Consider the following 18,393-nt stretch of genomic DNA (forward strand, 5'->3'; position numbering starts at 1 on the left):
TAACCAAACCTCTTTGTATTCAGAATCTTTACAAGACAAGCACTCTGCTCCTCCAGAAATTGATTACATTATTTTTTTGGATTCAGATGATTATTGGAGGGAAGATTGCGTGGAATTATGTCTCAAAGCCTTTGCAGATTCTAAAGCTCAAGGCAAGCAAGCAGAAATTGTGTGGTTTGATTTCTATAAAATTATTGGCAGCAGATTTATAGAAGACGATTCTTATACAAAAATATATGGAACAGGTATTTTTACATCCAGATATTGGGCACAAAAAACCAAATGGTTTTGGTTTGCTTGGTTAGGCATGATTGACTTTCATTTTCTACAAGAGATTGGACTTTACTTTTTAGCAGGCGTGATTTATGAAGATGAGAGCTTTGGTATTATGCTTTTTGGCCAGAGTAGTTATATTTATAGACTTTCTGCTTCTGTGTATTACTACAGAATCCGCGAAAATAGCATCACAAATTCCACCCAGCATGATATACCTCCATACTTACAAAACCTTTACAAAGAATTTGGCGGTGATTTTCAAACATTCAAGGCCTATAACTCTGCAAGCAGTCTGTTTTTAAACTCACTTTTTGTAGCTAGGTTTCTTGATAAATCAAACAACCAACAAATACTCAAAACAAATCTTTCGGATGTTCTTATAAGTCGTGGGATGGGCATTTTTACATTCACAAAAGATCCATTAGGATATCAAAAGCATTTCACAGAGCTTTTGCCTCTTTTAGATCCCAGAAGCATTAAAACTAAGCACAGAGTGTTTGCTTTTAATGTATTGCATCCATTGTTAGTAAGGCTTTTGATACTCAATGGATACAGACATAAATGCGTGGGTATAACAAAAAGATTTGTTAAGAAAATCTTGCAGCTCTCAAGGATTAGAAAATAAGCCTTTATTTCTTAGTCTTGAATTTTTGCCAAAGAATATAGCCAATGCTTACTATAAGCACAAAAGCAAGCGTGTAGAGCCCTGCTTTTTTGGTGTATGTTTTGATAGTGCTTTGCTCTTGCGTTGGTTCTTTTGAAGTGAAAGCATGCACGATATCTTCTGTGCTAAATGCAGAAAACACATCGCCTATGTAGTAGCCTAAAATAGCCAGGATGATTACCCAAATCCCTGCACCAAGACTTGTATAAATGCTAAATTTTAAGAGATTCATTTTTGCTAATCCCGCAGGGAGCGAGATGTATTGGCGCACACCCATAATCAGTCGCCCTACAAAAGTGCTAATCTCTCCATGTTTTTTGAAGTAGTTTTCCATCTTTTGCATACTTGATTCACTAAAGAAAAAATATTTTCCATAGCGCACAAGAAACTCTCTGCCAAATTTTATAGCCAGGTAATAATTAAACAACGCACCTGCTAAAGATCCAAGTATCCCACAGATTATGGCAAGTGTCATATCCATCTGGCCTTTATATGCCAAGTATCCTGCTGGGATCATCACCACTTCTGAAGGAAAAGGCACGAAGCTTGATTCTAAAAACATCATAAAAAAGATCCCAAAATATCCTGTTGTGCCAACAAACCCCACAATAAAATCAACTATCTCGCCAAACATCGCCTCTCTCTATAACCTTGATTTTTGAGCAAAGCTGGCATTATACTGCTTTTGTTATAATCGCTGCTTTGCAGATGATGAGGCTTAAGGAACACACATACAGATGAAAGAATTATTTGATGGAGCGATTCGATTCAAAGAAGAAGATTTTACTTCACACCAAGAACTCTATGAAAGTCTCAAAAAAAAGCAAAATCCACATACATTATTTATCACTTGCGCAGATTCTCGCGTCGTCCCAAATCTTATGACGAGTTCTGATCCGGGGGATTTATTTGTCGTGCGCAATATCGGCAATATCATCCCACCCTACACAGAATCCAAATCCAATACATTACGCAAAGGCTATCTTGCTACCACAGCAGCAATCGAATACGCTCTTGTCATTTTGAATGTGAAAAATGTGATTGTCTGTGGCCATAGTAATTGCGGTGCTTGCTCAGCGATTTATGACCCGCCGCAATCATTAGAGAATGCACCTTATGTCAAAAAATGGATAGAGCTCCTTGAGCCTGTAAAGCAAAAGGTCTTGGCTCTGAAGCCCGCGAGCAAATCAAAGCGCATGTGGCTCACAGAACAAATCAATATCGAACAGCAGCTTGAAAATTTGCTGACCTATCCATTTGTCAAGGAGCGTTTTAAGCAAGGAGAGCTTAGTATCTATGGCTGGTATTACATCATAGAGACTGGGGAGATTCTCAATTACAATATGAACAAGCGCGAATTTAAGCCAATCTTGCATCAAAACCACAAAAAGGAGAAAGAGCAATGAAAAAAATGATCCTTATGAGCGGGCCTTGTGTCATCGAAAGCTATGAAAATCTCAGTGCGACTGCCAAAGCACTGCAGCCAATCGCACAGAATGAAAAAATCGATTTTTATTTCAAAGCGAGTTTTGATAAAGCAAACCGCACGAGTTTGGATTCCTATCGAGGGCCGGGATTACAAAAAGGCTTAGAGCTTTTAGCCCAGATCAAACGCGAGTTTGGATACAAAATTATCACCGATATCCACGAAAGCTTTCAAGCCCAAGCGATTGCCAAAGTAGCTGATGTGATACAAATACCTGCATTTCTTTGTCGCCAGACGGATTTGCTCATTGAAGTCGCAAAAACCGATAGGATCATCAATATCAAAAAGGGACAGTTTATGAATCCCGCTGATATGAAGCATATTGTGCTAAAGGCAGTCAAAACACGCGGTGGCAACCAAGCAAGTTTCACAGAGAGTGAAAAATATGGAATCTGGCTCACAGAGCGAGGCAATAGTTTTGGGTATGGGAATCTTGTGGTGGATATGAGATCGCTTGTGATTATGCGTGGCTTTGCACCTGTGATTTTTGATGCAACTCATAGCGTGCAAATGCCAGGTAGTGCGGGAGGAAAGAGCGGGGGAGACAGCTCTTTTGTCCCGTATCTGGCCAGAGCGGCAGCAAGTATTGGCATTGATGGATTCTTTGCTGAGACGCATCTAGATCCCCAAAATGCTCTCAGTGATGGACCCAATATGGTGCCAACGCCTAAGCTTTTTGGGCTTGTGGATGATTTGTTACGACTGAGAGAATTGCTTGTGGATCTGCAAAGCACACAAGAGATTCCATATTTGAAATAAAGGAGAGTGTATGAATATTATTGAAGGGAAGTTGCAACTTCGTGGCGATGAGAAAGTGGCTATTATCACTTCGCGTTTCAATGAGCTTGTGACTAATAGACTGACAGAGGGGGCGAGGGATTGTTTTTTACGCCATGGTGGGAATGAGGACTTGCTTGATCTTATCTTGGTGCCAGGCGCTTATGAAATCCCATTTGCGCTACAAAAGATTCTCTCACAAAGTGATTATGATGGAATCTGCTGTCTTGGCGCCATCATACGTGGCTCCACGCCCCATTTTGATTATGTCTCTGCTGAGGCAATCAAAGGCATTGCAAATGTTACGATCAAATATGGCGCGGCAGTGACCTTCGGCGTGCTGACAACCGACACGATAGAGCAAGCGATCGAACGCGCAGGCACAAAATCTGGCAACAAAGGCTTTGAGAGTATGAGCGGGCTTATTGAGCTTATCAATCTCTACCAGAATCTAGGAGTGTAGTTTGGCGACACGTACGCAAGCACGTGCTATGGTGATCAGTATCTTGTATTCCTATGATGTGGGCAATGAAAATGCCATAGATTCAGCAAAAGAGATGCTTGAAGAAAGGAGAATCCGCCACAAACAGCAAGAATTTGCGCTTACACTCTTGCATGGCGTTATGGAGCAAAAAAATGCCCTTGATAGTATTATCAGCGCGCATTTGAAAGAGTGGGATATCCATAGGCTCGGAAAAATAGAGCTTGCGATATTACGACTTGGTGTTTATGAAATCTGTTTTGAAGACACTGATGCAGCCGTCGCGATAAATGAAGCGATTGAATTTAGCAAGTCCTATGCTGATGAAAGCGCGCCAAAGCTGATAAACGGCGTGCTAGATTCTGTACAAAGGAGTGTGAAAGATAAGGATTTACAAGAATATCTCAAAGAGCTTGAAGCCTTGCCCAAACAGCAGAGCATCAAGCTCAATCAGTCTCTCAAGAAATACCAAGCAAAGCCACCAAGAGTAAGAAGGCCACAAAGAAAGCCTAAACCAAAGAGTTCTTAAGGAGTGCATATGAAGCTTTGTGTAGCGCTTGATTTAGAATCCAAGCAAGAGATTCTCACTCTTGTGGCCAGGCTAAAAGAGTATGAACAATGCATTTGGCTAAAGATCGGACTGAGAGCATTTGTGCGCGATGGAATCACACTGATTGAAGAAATCCGCAAAATAGGAGAATTTAAAATATTTCTAGACCTCAAGCTTTATGATATCCCCAATACCATGCTTGATGCATTCTCTGAGATTGCAAAGCTGCATATTGATATGCTGACAATCCATGCAAGTAGCGGAAGTGAGGCTATGAAGCTTTTAAGCAAATATGCTAAATCTATTCCTAATCCTCCACTGCTTATGGCAGTTACAGCGCTTACAAGCTTTGATACAGAGGGCTTTGGGCAGATTTATAATGCAAATCTCGCTAGCCATGCTCGTAAGATGGCCATGCTTGCTGATGAAAGCGGAATGGATGGTGTTGTATGCTCTTGCTTTGAAGTGCAAAATATCAAGTCTTCTACACGCAAAGGCTTTCTTGTTCTCACACCTGGCATTCGTCCCTTTGGCGAAGGCAGTGATGACCAAAAGCGTGTGAGTAACCTCACAGAAGCCAAAGCAGCAGGTAGCGATTTTATTGTCATCGGACGACCAATCTATAAAGACAAGAATCCAAGTGCAGTGGTAGGGAAGATTCTCAAAAATCTTGAGTGAGTATGCTTTAAGGAGGGGAGCATGGCATTAGTTGGGCATTTGACACAATTCCAAAGATTTTTTAAACAGCAAAAACAGCTTGATAGAGCCTACCAGTATTTGACTGAGTGTCTTTCATCTGGTGTAGTAAGAAATCGCATTCTTGCGCTGGAGGATAAAAAAGAAGTGCGCTATGAACTAGGAGATGGGATTGTCGCAATAGAGCAAACCTATCCACTCAAAAGTCAAGAGGAAGGATTTTTTGAATCGCATAAAAAATTCGTGGATTTCCAACTTTGCGTGCAAGGGAATGAATATATATTTGTCGGGTACAAGAAGGAGTTTGAAATATTGCAAGAGTATGATGAAAGTAAGGATTTGATTGTGTATAAGAATCCATTACACTCTCAACAGCTTACAGCTTTGCACAGATTCTTTTTTTTATCCGGGGTTTTGGGGATATTTTTTCCCGATGATGTGCATGCAGGTGGGATAGATTCTTTAGAATCTAAGCTCACTCCACCCAAAAAGAGTGTTTTAAAAGTGCCATTAGAGCTCTTAAATACTATCTAGGCTAAAAAATATGCGAGAGATTTGCCCCTCTTACAATCCCATCATATACATTCACAAAAGAGCATTCTGTTACTACCACAGGTTTGCTGAGTTGTTCGCCGATTTTGATAAAGCGACAAATGGCTTGTGTACTCTCTTTGACAACCATTGGTGCGAGCAGGACACCATTAGGCTTTAACTGCTGTATTAAATTTGAAGGAATACTCTTAGCACAAGCGCTAAAGATAATCGCATCAAAAGGCGCAAATTCTGTCCATCCTTCTTGTCCATCGGCTAGCTTTGTGAATATGTTATGGGCATTTAGTCTATGGAATCTACGCTTTGCTTCGATAAGAAGCTTTTCAATGCGCTCTATCGTAAAGACACGATGGAAGAGATGTGAGAGCACCATAGCCTGATAGCCGCTTCCACAGCCAAGTTCTAATACATTCTCCCCACCTTCATTTAAAAGCGCCTCTGTCATGATAGCTACAGTCAGGGGCGAGCTAATCCATTGGGAATTACTCATAGGCAGAGCATCTAAGCTGTAGGCATTCTGCTTCCAATTATCCGGGACAAAATCTGCTCTATCAACGAGTTCTAATGCCTTTTTAACTTTCGGGGAGAGTAATACATGCTTTTGAATCTGTTCGACCATTCTTGCAGTGAGATAGGACATAGAGCACCCTAATGGAGTTCTATACCTGTTTGTATGTATTTTCTCATTTTGGTAGTTTCACTCAAATCCACAAGCGCAGAGATGAGCTCTTTTTTGTCATTCTTATATACGATGCCTTGCGGCGTGATGATAGCACTTCCTTTTGCCATAGTGTCATTTGCTCCATCGCTTGCTATGACAAAGGCTTGATTCATAATTGCCAAGGCTTTACACAATGATTCAAATTGCTCTTTACGTGCTTTACCCCAAATCGCTGGCACGAATATTATCTCAGCGCCTTGCGCCTTTTTCCACAGATCAAGAAAGCGCAATTCAAAGCAATTAATCCCTGCACACTTAATAGAATCGATATAAAAAGGAGAGATATTTTCTTCTCTGCCCGCTTGAAAATGCAAATGCTCATCCCCTAATGTGAAAAGTTTGAGTTTTGCTTGGGTGTGTATCACTTCGCCTTTGTGGAAAACCTTGAGATTATTAAAGAAATGCTTGCGTCTCTCTTCTACCATCGTGGTCACAATAGTGCGTGATGCACTCAGATCAAGCAGGGTTTGTGTAGCGACTTTAGAAAATTCTGCAGCTTCTTGCATTTTTTGGTAAGCAAATCCGCTGAAAACAACTTCAGGTGTGCAAATAATAGAATCTTCTTGGCATTGCTCTATTAATGCACAAACTTTCTTGAGATTGGATTCAAAATCAAGTCCAATTTTTACTTGCAACGAATAAAGCTTCTTAGAAATCATCAAAATCAATGCTCCCTTTTGCGTAGTTTGTAACCTTGGCTTCAAAAAAGTTGGTCCTTTGTTCATTAAAGCTTGCAAAGGTATCTACCCATTTTATGGGGTGACTGACATTGTAGAGTTTAGGCAAGCGCACCTTGCTTAGGCGATCGTCTGCAAGATATTGTATGTATTGCGTGATGATTTCACTTGTAAGACCTAGAATCTGTCCTTGCGTGATATATTCCCCCCATGCAGATTCTATCTCCACAGCTTTTCTAAATAGCTCAATCACCTCTTCTTCTAAGGCCTTTGTAAAAAGCTCTGGCCTGTCTTTGCGCACAGAATTTATCATGCTTTGGAATAGCCAAAGATGTGTAACTTCATCGCGTTGGATAAAGCGTATCATTTGCGCGCTTCCTAGCATCTTGCCACTACGAGCTAGAGTATAGAAATAGCAAAATCCACTATAAAAGTAGATACCTTCTAAAATCTGATTTGCAAACATCGCCTTGACGAGATTATGCTCTGTGGGTCGGAGTGCCAGCTCTTCATACACCTTAGCAATATAGTCATTTTTGTGTCGTAATTGCATATCTACGCGCCACATGTTATAGATCTCATCAGTATTTACTGAGATAGATTCCACCATCACTGCATAACTTTGTGAATGCAAAGCTTCCTCATAAGCTTGACGAACAAGCACGAGATTAATCTCAGGACTGGTCATATAAGGATTGATATTATCCATAAGATTGTTTGTTTGCAGTGAATCCATAAAAATAAGCTGCGCCAATGCCCTATCATAGCCTTGCTTTTCTTGGTGTGTTAATCCGCCGTTATAGTCTCTGGCATCAGCATTCATATTCACTTCTTCTGGAAACCAAGTATTTGCAAGCATAGTTTTCCACAAGTCATAAGCCCATTGGTATTTAATCTTATTGAGATCAAACATACTCGTAGGATTTCCCCCAAAGATTTTGCGATCAGTTACACTCTCATTACTCTCTGGGTTATAAATCCTTTTCCTGTGGATTTCTAACATCCCGCTATTTTCTTGCATTTAAATCTCCTCTTGAGAATCTTTAATACTCTCAATTACCAACAACAACAAACAAAATGCATCAGCCACAACCGCGCCAATACTAAACGCATATGCAAGGTGAGAATTCCCAAAAACTTGCAAAACAATAAATGCGATTACCAAATGCATAATAGCTACCAACAAGGTAGCCAAAATCTCTTCTGAAAACGAACGCTTCACACCTATACGCAAAGTAAGACATAAAAAATTTACTGACCCTGCTAAAAATAAAATAATGAGATTCTCTTCGTATAAAAAAACCACACTCAATGTTAGGCTTAATACACTAAAGAAAACGAAAAATACCCTGCCCCAATTCATGATTATCCCTAGTCTTAAATTTAAACAACTCCGCCTTCATACATTTTGCGCAAAAGTCTTTTTTCTTCAGCCTTTTTGCGCTTTTGCGCTTCTTTTTTGTAGTACTCATCGAGGTTGAAACCAAAGACAATAGCAAGTTTTGGTGCTACAAACATCGAGCTGTATGCCGCTATTACCACTCCTACTAACATAGGCAAAGAAAATCCTCGGATAATCTCTCCACCAAACAAAAACAAAGTCAAAACAACCAAAAAAACTGTAAATGAAGTAAGCAATGTGCGCGAAAGAGTACAAGAAACCGCTTCGTTGATCACAAAACGCATATCTTTAGCGCGGTACAGAAGCATTTGCTCTCGGATTCTATCAAAGATAATAATCGTGCTATTAATAGAATAGCCTATCAATGTCAGCAATGCAGCCAATACCTCCAAGCTAAAATCTATGTCCGTAATGATGACAACCCCAGAGACAATAACCACATCATGAGCAAGTGCTACGATCCCAGCAAGGGAGAATCTCCACTCATAGCGAAATGAGATATAAGCCATCATCGCTAAAAGTGCTAATACAATGGAAATAATGCCTTTTTTCTTGAACTCATCCCCGACCTTTGCGCCAATAGAATTTGTCCTACGAATTTCAAACTCTCCACTAGGGGCTAAAGCCTCAAGTATAAGCTTTGAAAGATTGTTTTGGTTTGCTTCATCAAGGAGAGGAAGTTTTAGAAGCACCTCATTTGGCTGCCCAAACTCGCTTACTTGGAAGCCGCCAAAATCTTGCCTTTGGGAGAGAATCTCACGGATTTGAGAGATTGGGGCTACATTGGTGTATTGAATCTGCACAATATTCCCACCTGCAAAATCAATACCCAGCTTAAAATCCTTGATAAGGATAAGAGCTATGCTCATAGCGCAGACAAGCATTGAGACTATCAAGCCATATGAGCTATATCTCACAAAATCATAAACCCTGGTTGTTTTGAACAGCTCCATTATTTTGTACCCTTATATGCAGTGATTTTGCTGCTAGATTCTAAAGTTTGGGGATTAAGACCAAACCAAAATCTTAAGCGTCGTGTTTTGCCCATTTTTGGTAAAAGTGCCTGATAGATCCCTTGTGTGCCGATGATTGCTGTCAAAACAGAAGCTATGATTCCTAAACTCATTGTGATGGCAAAGCCCTTGATTGCACCCGTGCCATTCGCATAGAGCAAAATGGCTACAAGTAAAGTCGTAGCATTCGAATCAAAGATAGCACGTGAAGCATTTGCATAGCCTAGCTCGATAGATTTTGCGATGCTATTTCCTGCACGCAAGAACTCTCTGATACGTTCATTGATGATTATATTTGCATCCACTGCCATACCTACTGTTAGTACTATTCCAGCCATTCCAGGTAGTGTAAGCGTGGCTTTGAAAAGCGCCATAACAGCGATAATGAGCGTAATATTTATCAAAAGTGCACACACTGCGATAACCCCAGCGAAGTTGTAATAAAACACCATAAACGCAAGCACAAGCAAGAATCCACTCAAAAGTGCCACCATAGAAGCCTGTATGCTATCTTCACCTAAGCTTGGTCCTACACTTCGCTTTTCTAGGATCTCCATAGAAGCAGGCAGGGCGCCACTTTTAAGAATCACCGCCAGATCCGCTGCAGAATGTCTATCAAAATCACCAGTGATTTGCCCACTATCAGTAAGCCTTGCTTGGATTGTGGGAGCAGAATAGACTTTGTTATCAAGCACGATTGCAAGGTGGTTGCCTATGTTTGCGCCTGTGAAGTTCCCAAATTTTCGCGCCCCATCAGAATCAAGATTGAAACTGACCACATACCGATTATTCTGATCCTTTGTGGGCATAGCATTTGTTACAGATGCACCATCAAGCACTGGGATTTTTTTAAGCAACAGCTTTTTTTCAGGTATTCCCATTGCTTTTTCTTGTTCGCTTTGTGCGAAAGGAAGAATGATGTCATTGTAACTATTTGCTTCATCATCACTCATAAATGCCACCCGTCCATTACGCTCTTCATCAACTGCCATAAATTGCAAGTGAGCAGGCTTTGAAATAAGATTGCGCAGACGCTCCTCTTCTTCTGGCGTATTTTTGCCCGGGACTTCCACAAGGATATTTTGTCTGCCTTGCCTTGTGACGCTAGTCTCGCTTAAACCAAAAATATTTAGTCGATTCCGAATTGTATTGATAGCTTGGTTGATAGCATCTTCTTGGATTTGGATGATTTCTTCTGGAGTGAAACTCAAAGAATAGACATTGTCTTGCTGTGTTATAACGATGTTGTTAAATTTCGCAAGCATTTTTTTGACTTCATTGCTTTGTTGTGGATCAAAGAGTTCAAAATAAACGCTGTTTTGTGCGATTTTCACAGAATCTACAAGCAACTTCTTGTGATGGGCTTCGTAATTGATGCTTGAAGCTAGCGATGATATCCTTGCCTGCAAGGCCTCTTCAACCCTCACTCCCAGCAAAAGATTTAAGCCACCTTGTAAATCTAACCCTAGAGTGATTTTTGGTCCAGATTCTGTCTGAAAAACAGAAGGCAGAGCAAGAGTGATGCCAAGAATAGCTGCGATGAACAACAGCCAAAGTCGATAGGTTATACCTTGTTTCATGCTTGCATACAGCTATTTTTTTTCGTTTTCCTCATCAAGCTTATAGGCCACGAAGTCTTTTGAAAGTCTGACTATTGTGTCATCATTGAGCTTTACGCTAAAAAAATTTTCCTCAGGTTTTACCACCTCTACAATAAGTCCGCCAGTAGTGATAATCTTATCGCCTTTTTTAAGATTAGCAATCATCTCTTGGTGTTTCTTGCGGCGGGAGTTTTGCGGGCGTACGATAAGCAAATAAATAAGAGCTATAAAAAAGAGTATAGGAGCTAAACTTACAAGTATCTCTTGGATACCACCTTGGGCTACTGGTTGCGTTGTTTCCATAAAAAATCCTTAATAAAAGATGAATGTACGATTAAAGCCAAAGTCCTGTACTTAGGTATATTCAGGACAAAAATTGCTACCGACAGTTTATTTGCAAGCCGAATGTCAAAAATGGAATCTATAGGCTAGTTTCTAAACATTCTTTGTATGTTTGCCTATCTGATGGAAATAAAATCCTTCCACAATGCGGACAAGTTACAATATCATTGCTGGAGAGCACTTCACTATAAGTTTTATCGCTTAAGCGTATAAAACATCCCCCACAAGCTTGTTTAAACACAGGTACGACACTTGTATTCTTTGCCCAACGACGAATCTTCTCATAAAATGAAATTGTTTTAGAATCTGCCTTGCCTACGACATTTCTTCTTTGCTCAGAAAGCTTTTCTTGTTCTTTATTGATAAGCTGCATTTCTGCCTGCACACTCTTTTCTGCTTCTTCTATGCCTTTTTCTATTTCCTCTATGGTTGCTTGCAGTTTTTGTGCTTCCGCAAGCTTTTCTTTCTGCCTATTTTGTAGGGTTACAATCTCTTCATTGGCTACATTGAGATTCTCTTTTGCAATATCCTCTTCTATGTTGAGTGCGCGCAATTCTTTTTCTGTGCGCACTTCTTGATTTTTTTTAGCAATCTCCTCTAAACGTTTAGAATTCTCGCCTATAACGCGCTCGCTTTCATTTACCTGGAGTTGCAATGTGTCAATTTGTTTTTGGAGATTTTGGATGTTTTGCAGGGTCGCATTTTTCTCTGCGATTTTAGAATCTAATTCTTTGCGCACAAGAGCTATTTTTGGATTAAATGAGTCGATTTGTTTGTCAATTTTTGAGAGTTCTACAAGGACCTGAAGATGTTTGTTCATAAACTTCCTTTTATAAATAGGTGATTGGATTTTTGGAATCGGCAATTATAGCTTGACAACCCGCATTTTTCAAAATCGAATCAAAAATCTGGGTGAAATATTTCTCGCTTTCATAATGCGGAATCTCAAGCAGATTTAGCCCCAAAGTCTTGGCAATCATTGCATCATGGTATTTAAGATCGCCACTGATAAGCAGCCCATCGTTTGGTGCGATTTTGGCGATAGTAGCAATCTGGCTAAACCCACTTCCACAAATCACAAATATTTTTGAGACTTGCTCGCTTGTTTGGCTCATACGTAGGTATTTGAGCTTGAGTTTAGCTTTGAGTTCTAGTACCAGAGATTCTAAAGGTCTGCTTGCAATCTCACCCCAGCACATAAGACCATCTTGCTTGAAGTCTTCAAATCCCAAAATCTTCTGCGTAAAAAACTCATTCAAATGACTTTTATCAAAGTTCGTATGCATCGCTATAAGAGCGCATTTTTTCGCTATGAGAATACTTGCAAGATTGGCCGGATAGGATGTGAAATCAAAATTTTTGATACTTTTAAAAAACAATGGGTGGTGCGTAAGAATCACGCTATTTGGACTCATAGTATGAGCAATCTGCCAGTTAAGCTCAAGCGCGAGATAGATTTGCTCAAAGTCTTGTGTATAGCTGCCAATATTTAAACCCGAGTTGTCCCAAGATTCTTGTGTGTTAAAAGGCGAGTTGAAATCACAGAGATTATAGAGATGTTGGATTGTATCCATAAGATTTCCTTTATAACTTATTACTTTGCATAGCTACTATACTCAATGTTTTTGCTCCCCTTGTGTAGCGGCAAGATTATGTCTGTCAAATGAAAGCTGGTAGATTTTTGCCACAGCTTTCAAGAGTTTTTTGCCCATACTACTAGCAAACGCTATATCATTGAGCAGCGAAGTCGCATTCGTAGCGCTTAGGGTTTTTTGTCTCAAATGTTTCTCGACTTTTGCAATCGCATTCTTGTCAAGTTTTGTGAGGTTTTTGCGCTCTTGTTTGAGAATGCTTTCTATCTCCTCATAGCTTGGATTTTCAAGAAACTTCAGAGATTCTATGGTGCTTAGGATTTTAACAATCTCAACCCGTAGCAAGTTGTATTCATCTGCCATGTCTTTATTTGAGCCTGTGGCGTATTTCTTGAGATTTTTTTCTAAAAGCATCATATTCTTGGTTGCTTCAGAGAGATTACGCGCAGCTACACTTGCCTCATTGCTAAGCTTGATAAACTCTTCATCATGCGCATTGCTCTGAGCCTTTGTTACAAAGTCGATAATCGCATCAAAAAGAACTTTCACTTTGTGATAGTAGGCATCATTGATATTTGTGCCACTGGCATACCACTTCTCCTTGAGCAAGTCTTTTGTATCAAGTCCTGCGCAAATGCTAGATCGTGAGAGTCCAATAGAGTGAGCGATCACGCTAAAGACATTATCATAGAGATGTTTTATCTCATTTGTGAGTGCTTGGAGTGCTGTGGTTGGGTAGGAGACAATAGTGTCATTGAGATATATCGGTGCATCCATATCAGCAGATACCTTGCTTTTGATAAACCTCAAGGCTATTGAGACAAAGACCTGTATATAAGGTGCCATGAGCAATACCGCTAAGGCATTATACAGCGTATGAAACACAGCGATTTTTAGCGCATAATCACTCTCTTTGATTCCGCTAAGTCTGCTTATCACCTCCACAATAAGCTTGAAATACTCCAAAAACACAAGCGCAATAAATGCAATGATGAGATTAAAAAGCGTGTTGATAATAGCCAGTCTCTTGCCATCTATATTTGCGCTCACACTCGCTACAAGTGCCGTTACCACGCCACCAATGTTTGTGCCTACCACAAGTCCTAGTGCATTATCATAAGTGATACTACCAGCAAAAAGCGCGGATATTATGATTGTAAGGGTTGCAAAGCTTGATTGCACAACAGAAGTAATGACGATTCCAGCCATCACGAAGATAAAAAGATCCTTCCCGCTCCCACTTGCATACGCACTCAAATCCAAAGCATCCTTATAGCCTTCAAATCCACTTTTGATATAGGCAATCCCTAGGAAGAAAAAGCCAATACCTGCAAAGATATTCCCCAAAGACTTGGTGCCTTGGCTTTTTTGGAAACCAAGCAAAACTGCCAGCACAATAAGCGGCATGGCAAACTTGGCAATATCCATTTTCATACCCACCCCAGCGATTATCCAGCCTCCAGTAGTCGTGCCAAGATTTGCGCCAAAGACTATGCCAATGGCTTGGGTGAGAGTGATCAATCCTGCTGAAAGAAAAGAAATAGAGATGATTGTTACAAGAGTGGAGCTTTGCATGAGGATGGTTGTTACAACCCCAAAGCATAGAGATTTGAGTCTGCTATTTGTCCATCTGGTCAGAATCTTTTCTAAAAGCCCACCGCTAAAGCCCTTAAAGCCATTTTCTAAAAAATCCATACCCAAAAGAAATATCGCCACACCCGCAAAGATTTCGCTCAAAGATGCATCCAAACTCATACAATAGAGAGCTATTACACAGATTCCAGGAAGCCATGTTGCAAGCCATATTTTTTGCAAAAGTGCCAATTCCTCTCCTTATCTTGCATGCGACCGGCAAGCATATTTGAAAGTTACTTAAATAGCAAGAATCTACGAAGCGAGGATTCTATAATTACACAAATATCCATAATCTCAAGGATTTGTATGCAGAGAATCTACCATCTAAGCCATGCTCCTATTTCTTTTCTTTTCCGCCCAAGCAGTAGGGACTTTGTCGTGCGTGAGAATGCGCTTTATCATGCAAGCGGAAGTGGTGAGCATTTGTATCTCTTTGTAAGGAAGAAAAATCTCAGTACTTTTGACATGATCGCTATCCTCTCAAGAATCTTAGGTATAAAAGCCTCAAATATAGGCTACGCAGGTCTGAAAGATAAGTGGGCAACCACCTACCAATACATCTCAATTCCCAAAGAAGCAGAGCCAAAACTCAGTGCCAATCTCACGCACCTAGAAGAGCACAATATCAAGATTCTCAGCAGCAATGCCCATACAAACAAGCTCCGCATAGGACATCTTGCAAGCAACACATTTTTTGTCAGATTAAAAAAAGTCCAGCCACTCCACGCACAAAAGCTCCTCAATGCTCTCAAGCTCATTGACAAAGAAGGTTTGCCAAATTACTTTGGCAAACAGCGTTTTGGCACAAATGGGGACAACCACAAAGAGGGCGAACAGATTCTAGAAAGCTACCTCACTGTACGCAATAAAAGAATCTCGCAGTTTCTGCGCTCAAGTTTGCAAAGCTATCTTTTCAATCTATGGCTTGCCAAGCGCATAGAGCTAAGCAAGATTATCCAATCTTTTAGCGCTCAAGAACTCCAGCGCATTCCTGAGTTTCATGCATTAGGCCTAGAGCTGGCTATGATCAAAGACCTCAAGGCACAGGAGCATTTTTTCAAGCTTTTTCGCGGGGATGTCGCATTGCACTATCCATATGGCAGGGCTTTTGTATGCGAGGATTTGGCACAAGAATCCTCGCGCTTTGCGCACAGAGAGATCGCTCCAGCAGGCGCACTCAGCGGCAGAAAGCTCTTTTGCGCCAAAGACATTGCCTATAAGATAGAAGAGCCATTTTTAGATTCTCGATTCCATGAATCTGGCTCCAGACGCTATGCTTGGATTTGGCCTAGCGGAATCGAATGCAGCTACAAACAAGAGGAGGCACATTTTGATCTGCATTTCACTCTACCTAAGAGCTCATATGCAAGTGTGTTTGTAGAAGCATTACAAAATGAGCCACACTCTAACCTCCGCTTACTTGACCCGCACAAGTCAGAAAAAAATCCAGATTGATTGCCACGCCAAACTGGCCTTTTTGATTCTTTTGTGTGTTTTGGTTTTTTGGTTTGTTTTGATTCTTTTGTGTTGTTTCTTTTTTACACATTATTGGATATTTGTGTGTGTTTTTGAGAAAAACTGCTTTTTTTTTTTTTTTACTTCACTACAATCAGAACCACTCTATATATAGAGATATAGAGCCTAAGATATACCAAACAAAATGGAGGAAATAATGAAACCAACATATTCACCTAAGTTTATCTCTACCATAGCAGCACTTTCTCTCTGTGTCTCAAGCGCAGTAGCTCATCACTCAGACAGCACTAATTGGCAAGTAACTGGCAGCAATGAGAATGCTCATAGTAGTGCCGGTGATTCCAACACTACCACAATCACCAATCTCACTAATGGCATTGTCAGTACTGGAGCTAATGCTGAGAATAGAATCAGCTCGCTTATCATTAAAAGTGAAACCAACAACAATAACAACCCGACCCTAGAAATAGGAAATCAAAACAATAATAAGAAAATCACCGTCCCAAATATCACCATAGACGCAGGAGCTAATCTCAACAGAACGATTCAAAACGCCGGACAAGACAATAAAAAATGGAACATACTAATCCGTGGCGGCTCTACAATCAACACTTTTGAAAACAATGGCACCATAAGCTCAAGCAATAATGCAGATACACTCTATCTCTTTACAGACACCACAAATGGCAACACACAGACTGTTATAGAAACCTTTATCAACAACGGAACCATAGATTCAAAAGACCAGAATGCTGCGATAAGAGTGCAAGGTGCCAAGATTGAGAACTTCAAAAATGAGAAGGTTATCTCAGCTATTGGAGATGCAATAAAAATTCATAAACTTAATAATCACAACACTACTGGAACCATCACCAATTTCACCAACGAAGGCACGATAAAATCAACAGGAAACCTTGGCAGCTATAACAATGGCACTGAGAGTAGTGGTATCAATCTCGATAATGCCACCATCAAAAGCTTTACAAACAAAGGCACTATAAGCTCAGATAAGGGAAATGCAGTAAGATTAACTAGCAGCAGCATAACCACCTTTATAAATGACACTAACGGTGTCATAGAGACTCAAAGCACACACGGCTTTTTTACTTCTCATAATCCCGTCCATGCAGCAGTTCTTCTTAGTACTGGTGTAAAGGTTGATTACCTTGATAATAAAGGAATAATCAAAGGTAAAAACTCTGGAATCACTGTAATGGGTAACAATTACAATACGATTAAGAATCTTAAAAACTCAGGGACAATAACAATAACAAATAATGCTCACGCCACATCCGCAGGCATTCTCTTTGCAAATATTGATTACAGCAATACCACCAAATATCACACCATAGAAAATACAGGTGTTATCACAGGTGGACAATATGGAGTCTATATAGAAGGTGGAAGCATAGATAACCTCAAAAACTCTGGAACGATTGAAGGCACAAAAGATGGCATAGGATTCCATGGCAATGGCACCGGTGTCACTAACACCACCATACAAAATCTTGAAGTAGAAAAGGGAACTATCAAAGGCGGAGAGAATGGAATCAACATTAGCAAAGCAAGAGGTGATAATAACCACCAAACCGTAGTGCAAAACCTCACAATAGCAAAAGACGCAAAAGTAGAAGGTGAAAAAGGCAGCGGAATAGTTTTGGGCAGAGCAAATGCTAATGGCCAGCAAGGTAAAAATAACTACAAACTCACAGGCCAAATCAATGTACAAGGAACACTCAAAGGCACCCAAGCCGGAATCACTAACTACGGACAACTAGGCTCAGACAATAACGGCAGCCAAGAAGTCATAGTAGTAGGTGAGAATGGTCGAATAGATGGTGTTGTAAAGAATGCAGCAGGTGGAACACTCCAAGGCAATATCACTAACAAAGGTTCAAGTGTCTTAGAAATTGATAACCAAGGAAAAACAGGCAACAAAACAGTAATTACCAATAATGGTCAAGGTGAAATTAAAATAAAAGATTGGAAGTTAGAGAATCAAGACAATGGCAGTGGCAATCTGAAAACAGTCCAATTTGAAGGTAATGGCAATATAACTTTAGAGAAACTCACAATCAATGAAGGTAATACAGATATCACCAAAGTAGCAGATGCTATACAAGGAAGTAAGAAAGCAGAAGCAGTAGCACATACACAAGTACAAACAAGTGGTGGCAATGGTGCAGTAACTATAACAGGTGATCTCTTAAGAGGTCTTGTTGCTAATATAGATGGTTCTAAGACAGCAGCAGCTGCATTGAACAGAACACTTATAGCTACAGCTACTGCAAGAGCTACATTCTTAGATACTGTTATGGGGAATGCATTGAATACTCTTTCTTTTTTGCATCATAGAGCAAGTTCTTCTTTGGGAAGTTATAAGAATGCAAACTTGTATGCAAATGCTACTACTATAAGAAATGATCTGTTGTCCCAGAGTTCTAGTTATGCA

The 18,393-nt window shown here is 40.2% G+C and carries 18 protein-coding genes and 2 pseudogenes; 9 read left to right on the plus strand and 11 right to left on the minus strand.

Going from position 1 to position 18,393, the window contains the following annotated elements; genetic code table 11:
• Positions 1-901: pseudogene (locus CCY97_RS08305) on the plus strand (glycosyltransferase); the annotation flags it as partial.
• A gap of 4 nt (positions 902-905) precedes the next feature.
• Here the strand turns inward: CCY97_RS08305 and CCY97_RS07485 are convergent.
• Complete coding sequence (locus tag CCY97_RS07485) at positions 906-1,574, minus strand: DedA family protein (RefSeq protein ID WP_112064848.1); 669 nt, start codon at positions 1,572-1,574, stop codon at positions 906-908.
• Positions 1,575-1,677: 103 nt separating this feature from the next.
• On the opposite strand from CCY97_RS07485, the gene CCY97_RS07490 reads away from it, so the two are divergent.
• The 6 genes and pseudogenes from CCY97_RS07490 to CCY97_RS07515 all read left to right on the plus strand — a co-directional run bounded on the left by CCY97_RS07490 (position 1,678) and on the right by CCY97_RS07515 (position 5,464).
• Positions 1,678-2,346, plus strand: coding sequence for a carbonic anhydrase (locus CCY97_RS07490; protein ID WP_112064849.1), 669 nt, complete (start codon positions 1,678-1,680; stop codon positions 2,344-2,346).
• The gene (gene kdsA / locus CCY97_RS07495) at positions 2,343-3,185 is read left to right on the plus strand and encodes a 3-deoxy-8-phosphooctulonate synthase (RefSeq protein WP_112064850.1); all 843 of its coding nucleotides are present in this window, start codon (positions 2,343-2,345) and stop codon (positions 3,183-3,185) included. The genes CCY97_RS07490 and kdsA overlap by 4 nt, the downstream gene beginning before the upstream one ends.
• A 10-nt stretch (positions 3,186-3,195) precedes the next feature.
• Positions 3,196-3,666: a 6,7-dimethyl-8-ribityllumazine synthase gene (gene ribH, locus CCY97_RS07500; protein WP_112064851.1), complete on the plus strand. Its 471-nt coding sequence runs from the start codon at positions 3,196-3,198 to the stop codon at positions 3,664-3,666.
• Position 3,667: 1 nt separating this feature from the next.
• Positions 3,668-4,063 (plus strand): annotated as a pseudogene (gene nusB / locus CCY97_RS07505) (transcription antitermination factor NusB); the annotation flags it as partial.
• Between the two features lie 159 nt (positions 4,064-4,222).
• Positions 4,223-4,912, plus strand: a complete 690-nt coding sequence (gene pyrF / locus CCY97_RS07510) for an orotidine-5'-phosphate decarboxylase (protein ID WP_112064853.1) — start codon at positions 4,223-4,225, stop codon at positions 4,910-4,912.
• Positions 4,913-4,933: 21 nt separating this feature from the next.
• Positions 4,934-5,464: a YhcH/YjgK/YiaL family protein gene (locus tag CCY97_RS07515; protein WP_112064854.1), complete on the plus strand. Its 531-nt coding sequence runs from the start codon at positions 4,934-4,936 to the stop codon at positions 5,462-5,464.
• A 1-nt stretch (position 5,465) separates the two neighbouring features.
• On the opposite strand, the gene CCY97_RS07520 is transcribed toward CCY97_RS07515, so the two are convergent.
• The 10 genes from CCY97_RS07520 to CCY97_RS07565 form a co-directional block, all read right to left on the minus strand.
• Positions 5,466-6,122 carry a protein-L-isoaspartate(D-aspartate) O-methyltransferase gene (locus tag CCY97_RS07520; protein WP_112064855.1) on the minus strand — a complete coding sequence of 219 codons (657 nt, stop codon included), beginning with the start codon at positions 6,120-6,122 and terminating at the stop codon, positions 5,466-5,468.
• Positions 6,123-6,130: 8 nt separating this feature from the next.
• On the minus strand, positions 6,131-6,862 hold the full coding sequence (locus CCY97_RS07525) for a carbon-nitrogen hydrolase family protein (protein ID WP_112064856.1): 732 nt from the start codon (positions 6,860-6,862) through the stop codon (positions 6,131-6,133).
• Positions 6,852-7,883, minus strand: coding sequence for a ribonucleotide-diphosphate reductase subunit beta (locus CCY97_RS07530; protein ID WP_112064865.1), 1,032 nt, complete (start codon positions 7,881-7,883; stop codon positions 6,852-6,854). Before CCY97_RS07530 ends, CCY97_RS07525 begins: the two co-directional genes overlap by 11 nt.
• 18 nt (positions 7,884-7,901) lie before the next feature.
• Positions 7,902-8,243: a DUF6394 family protein gene (locus CCY97_RS07535; protein ID WP_112064857.1), complete on the minus strand. Its 342-nt coding sequence runs from the start codon at positions 8,241-8,243 to the stop codon at positions 7,902-7,904.
• Positions 8,244-8,263: 20 nt separating this feature from the next.
• Positions 8,264-9,235, minus strand: coding sequence for a protein translocase subunit SecF (gene secF / locus CCY97_RS07540; protein WP_112064858.1), 972 nt, complete (start codon positions 9,233-9,235; stop codon positions 8,264-8,266).
• Entirely contained in the window at positions 9,235-10,875 is a 1,641-nt protein-coding gene (gene secD / locus CCY97_RS07545; protein WP_112064859.1) for a protein translocase subunit SecD, read from the minus strand. Before secD ends, secF begins: the two co-directional genes overlap by 1 nt.
• A gap of 12 nt (positions 10,876-10,887) precedes the next feature.
• Entirely contained in the window at positions 10,888-11,199 is a 312-nt protein-coding gene (gene yajC, locus CCY97_RS07550) for a preprotein translocase subunit YajC (protein WP_112064860.1), read from the minus strand.
• 118 nt (positions 11,200-11,317) lie between these two features.
• Positions 11,318-12,058, minus strand: coding sequence for a zinc ribbon domain-containing protein (locus CCY97_RS07555; RefSeq protein WP_112064861.1), 741 nt, complete (start codon positions 12,056-12,058; stop codon positions 11,318-11,320).
• A gap of 10 nt (positions 12,059-12,068) precedes the next feature.
• Positions 12,069-12,812 (minus strand): Nif3-like dinuclear metal center hexameric protein, encoded by a 744-nt coding sequence (locus tag CCY97_RS07560; protein ID WP_112064862.1) that lies wholly within the window; start codon positions 12,810-12,812, stop codon positions 12,069-12,071.
• Between the two features lie 42 nt (positions 12,813-12,854).
• Entirely contained in the window at positions 12,855-14,654 is a 1,800-nt protein-coding gene (locus CCY97_RS07565) for a Na/Pi symporter (RefSeq protein WP_112064863.1), read from the minus strand.
• A 117-nt stretch (positions 14,655-14,771) separates the two neighbouring features.
• Here CCY97_RS07565 and truD point away from each other — a divergent pair, with 117 nt between their 5' ends.
• Positions 14,772-15,920 carry a tRNA pseudouridine(13) synthase TruD gene (gene truD, locus CCY97_RS07570; RefSeq protein ID WP_112064864.1) on the plus strand — a complete coding sequence of 383 codons (1,149 nt, stop codon included), beginning with the start codon at positions 14,772-14,774 and terminating at the stop codon, positions 15,918-15,920.
• Between the two features lie 217 nt (positions 15,921-16,137).
• A partial coding sequence (locus CCY97_RS07575; RefSeq protein ID WP_146744530.1) for a hypothetical protein occupies positions 16,138-18,393 on the plus strand: 2,256 nt, incomplete at its 3' end.

This window comes from Helicobacter sp. 10-6591 (assembly GCF_003288805.1).
Lineage (GTDB): Bacteria > Campylobacterota > Campylobacteria > Campylobacterales > Helicobacteraceae > Helicobacter_F.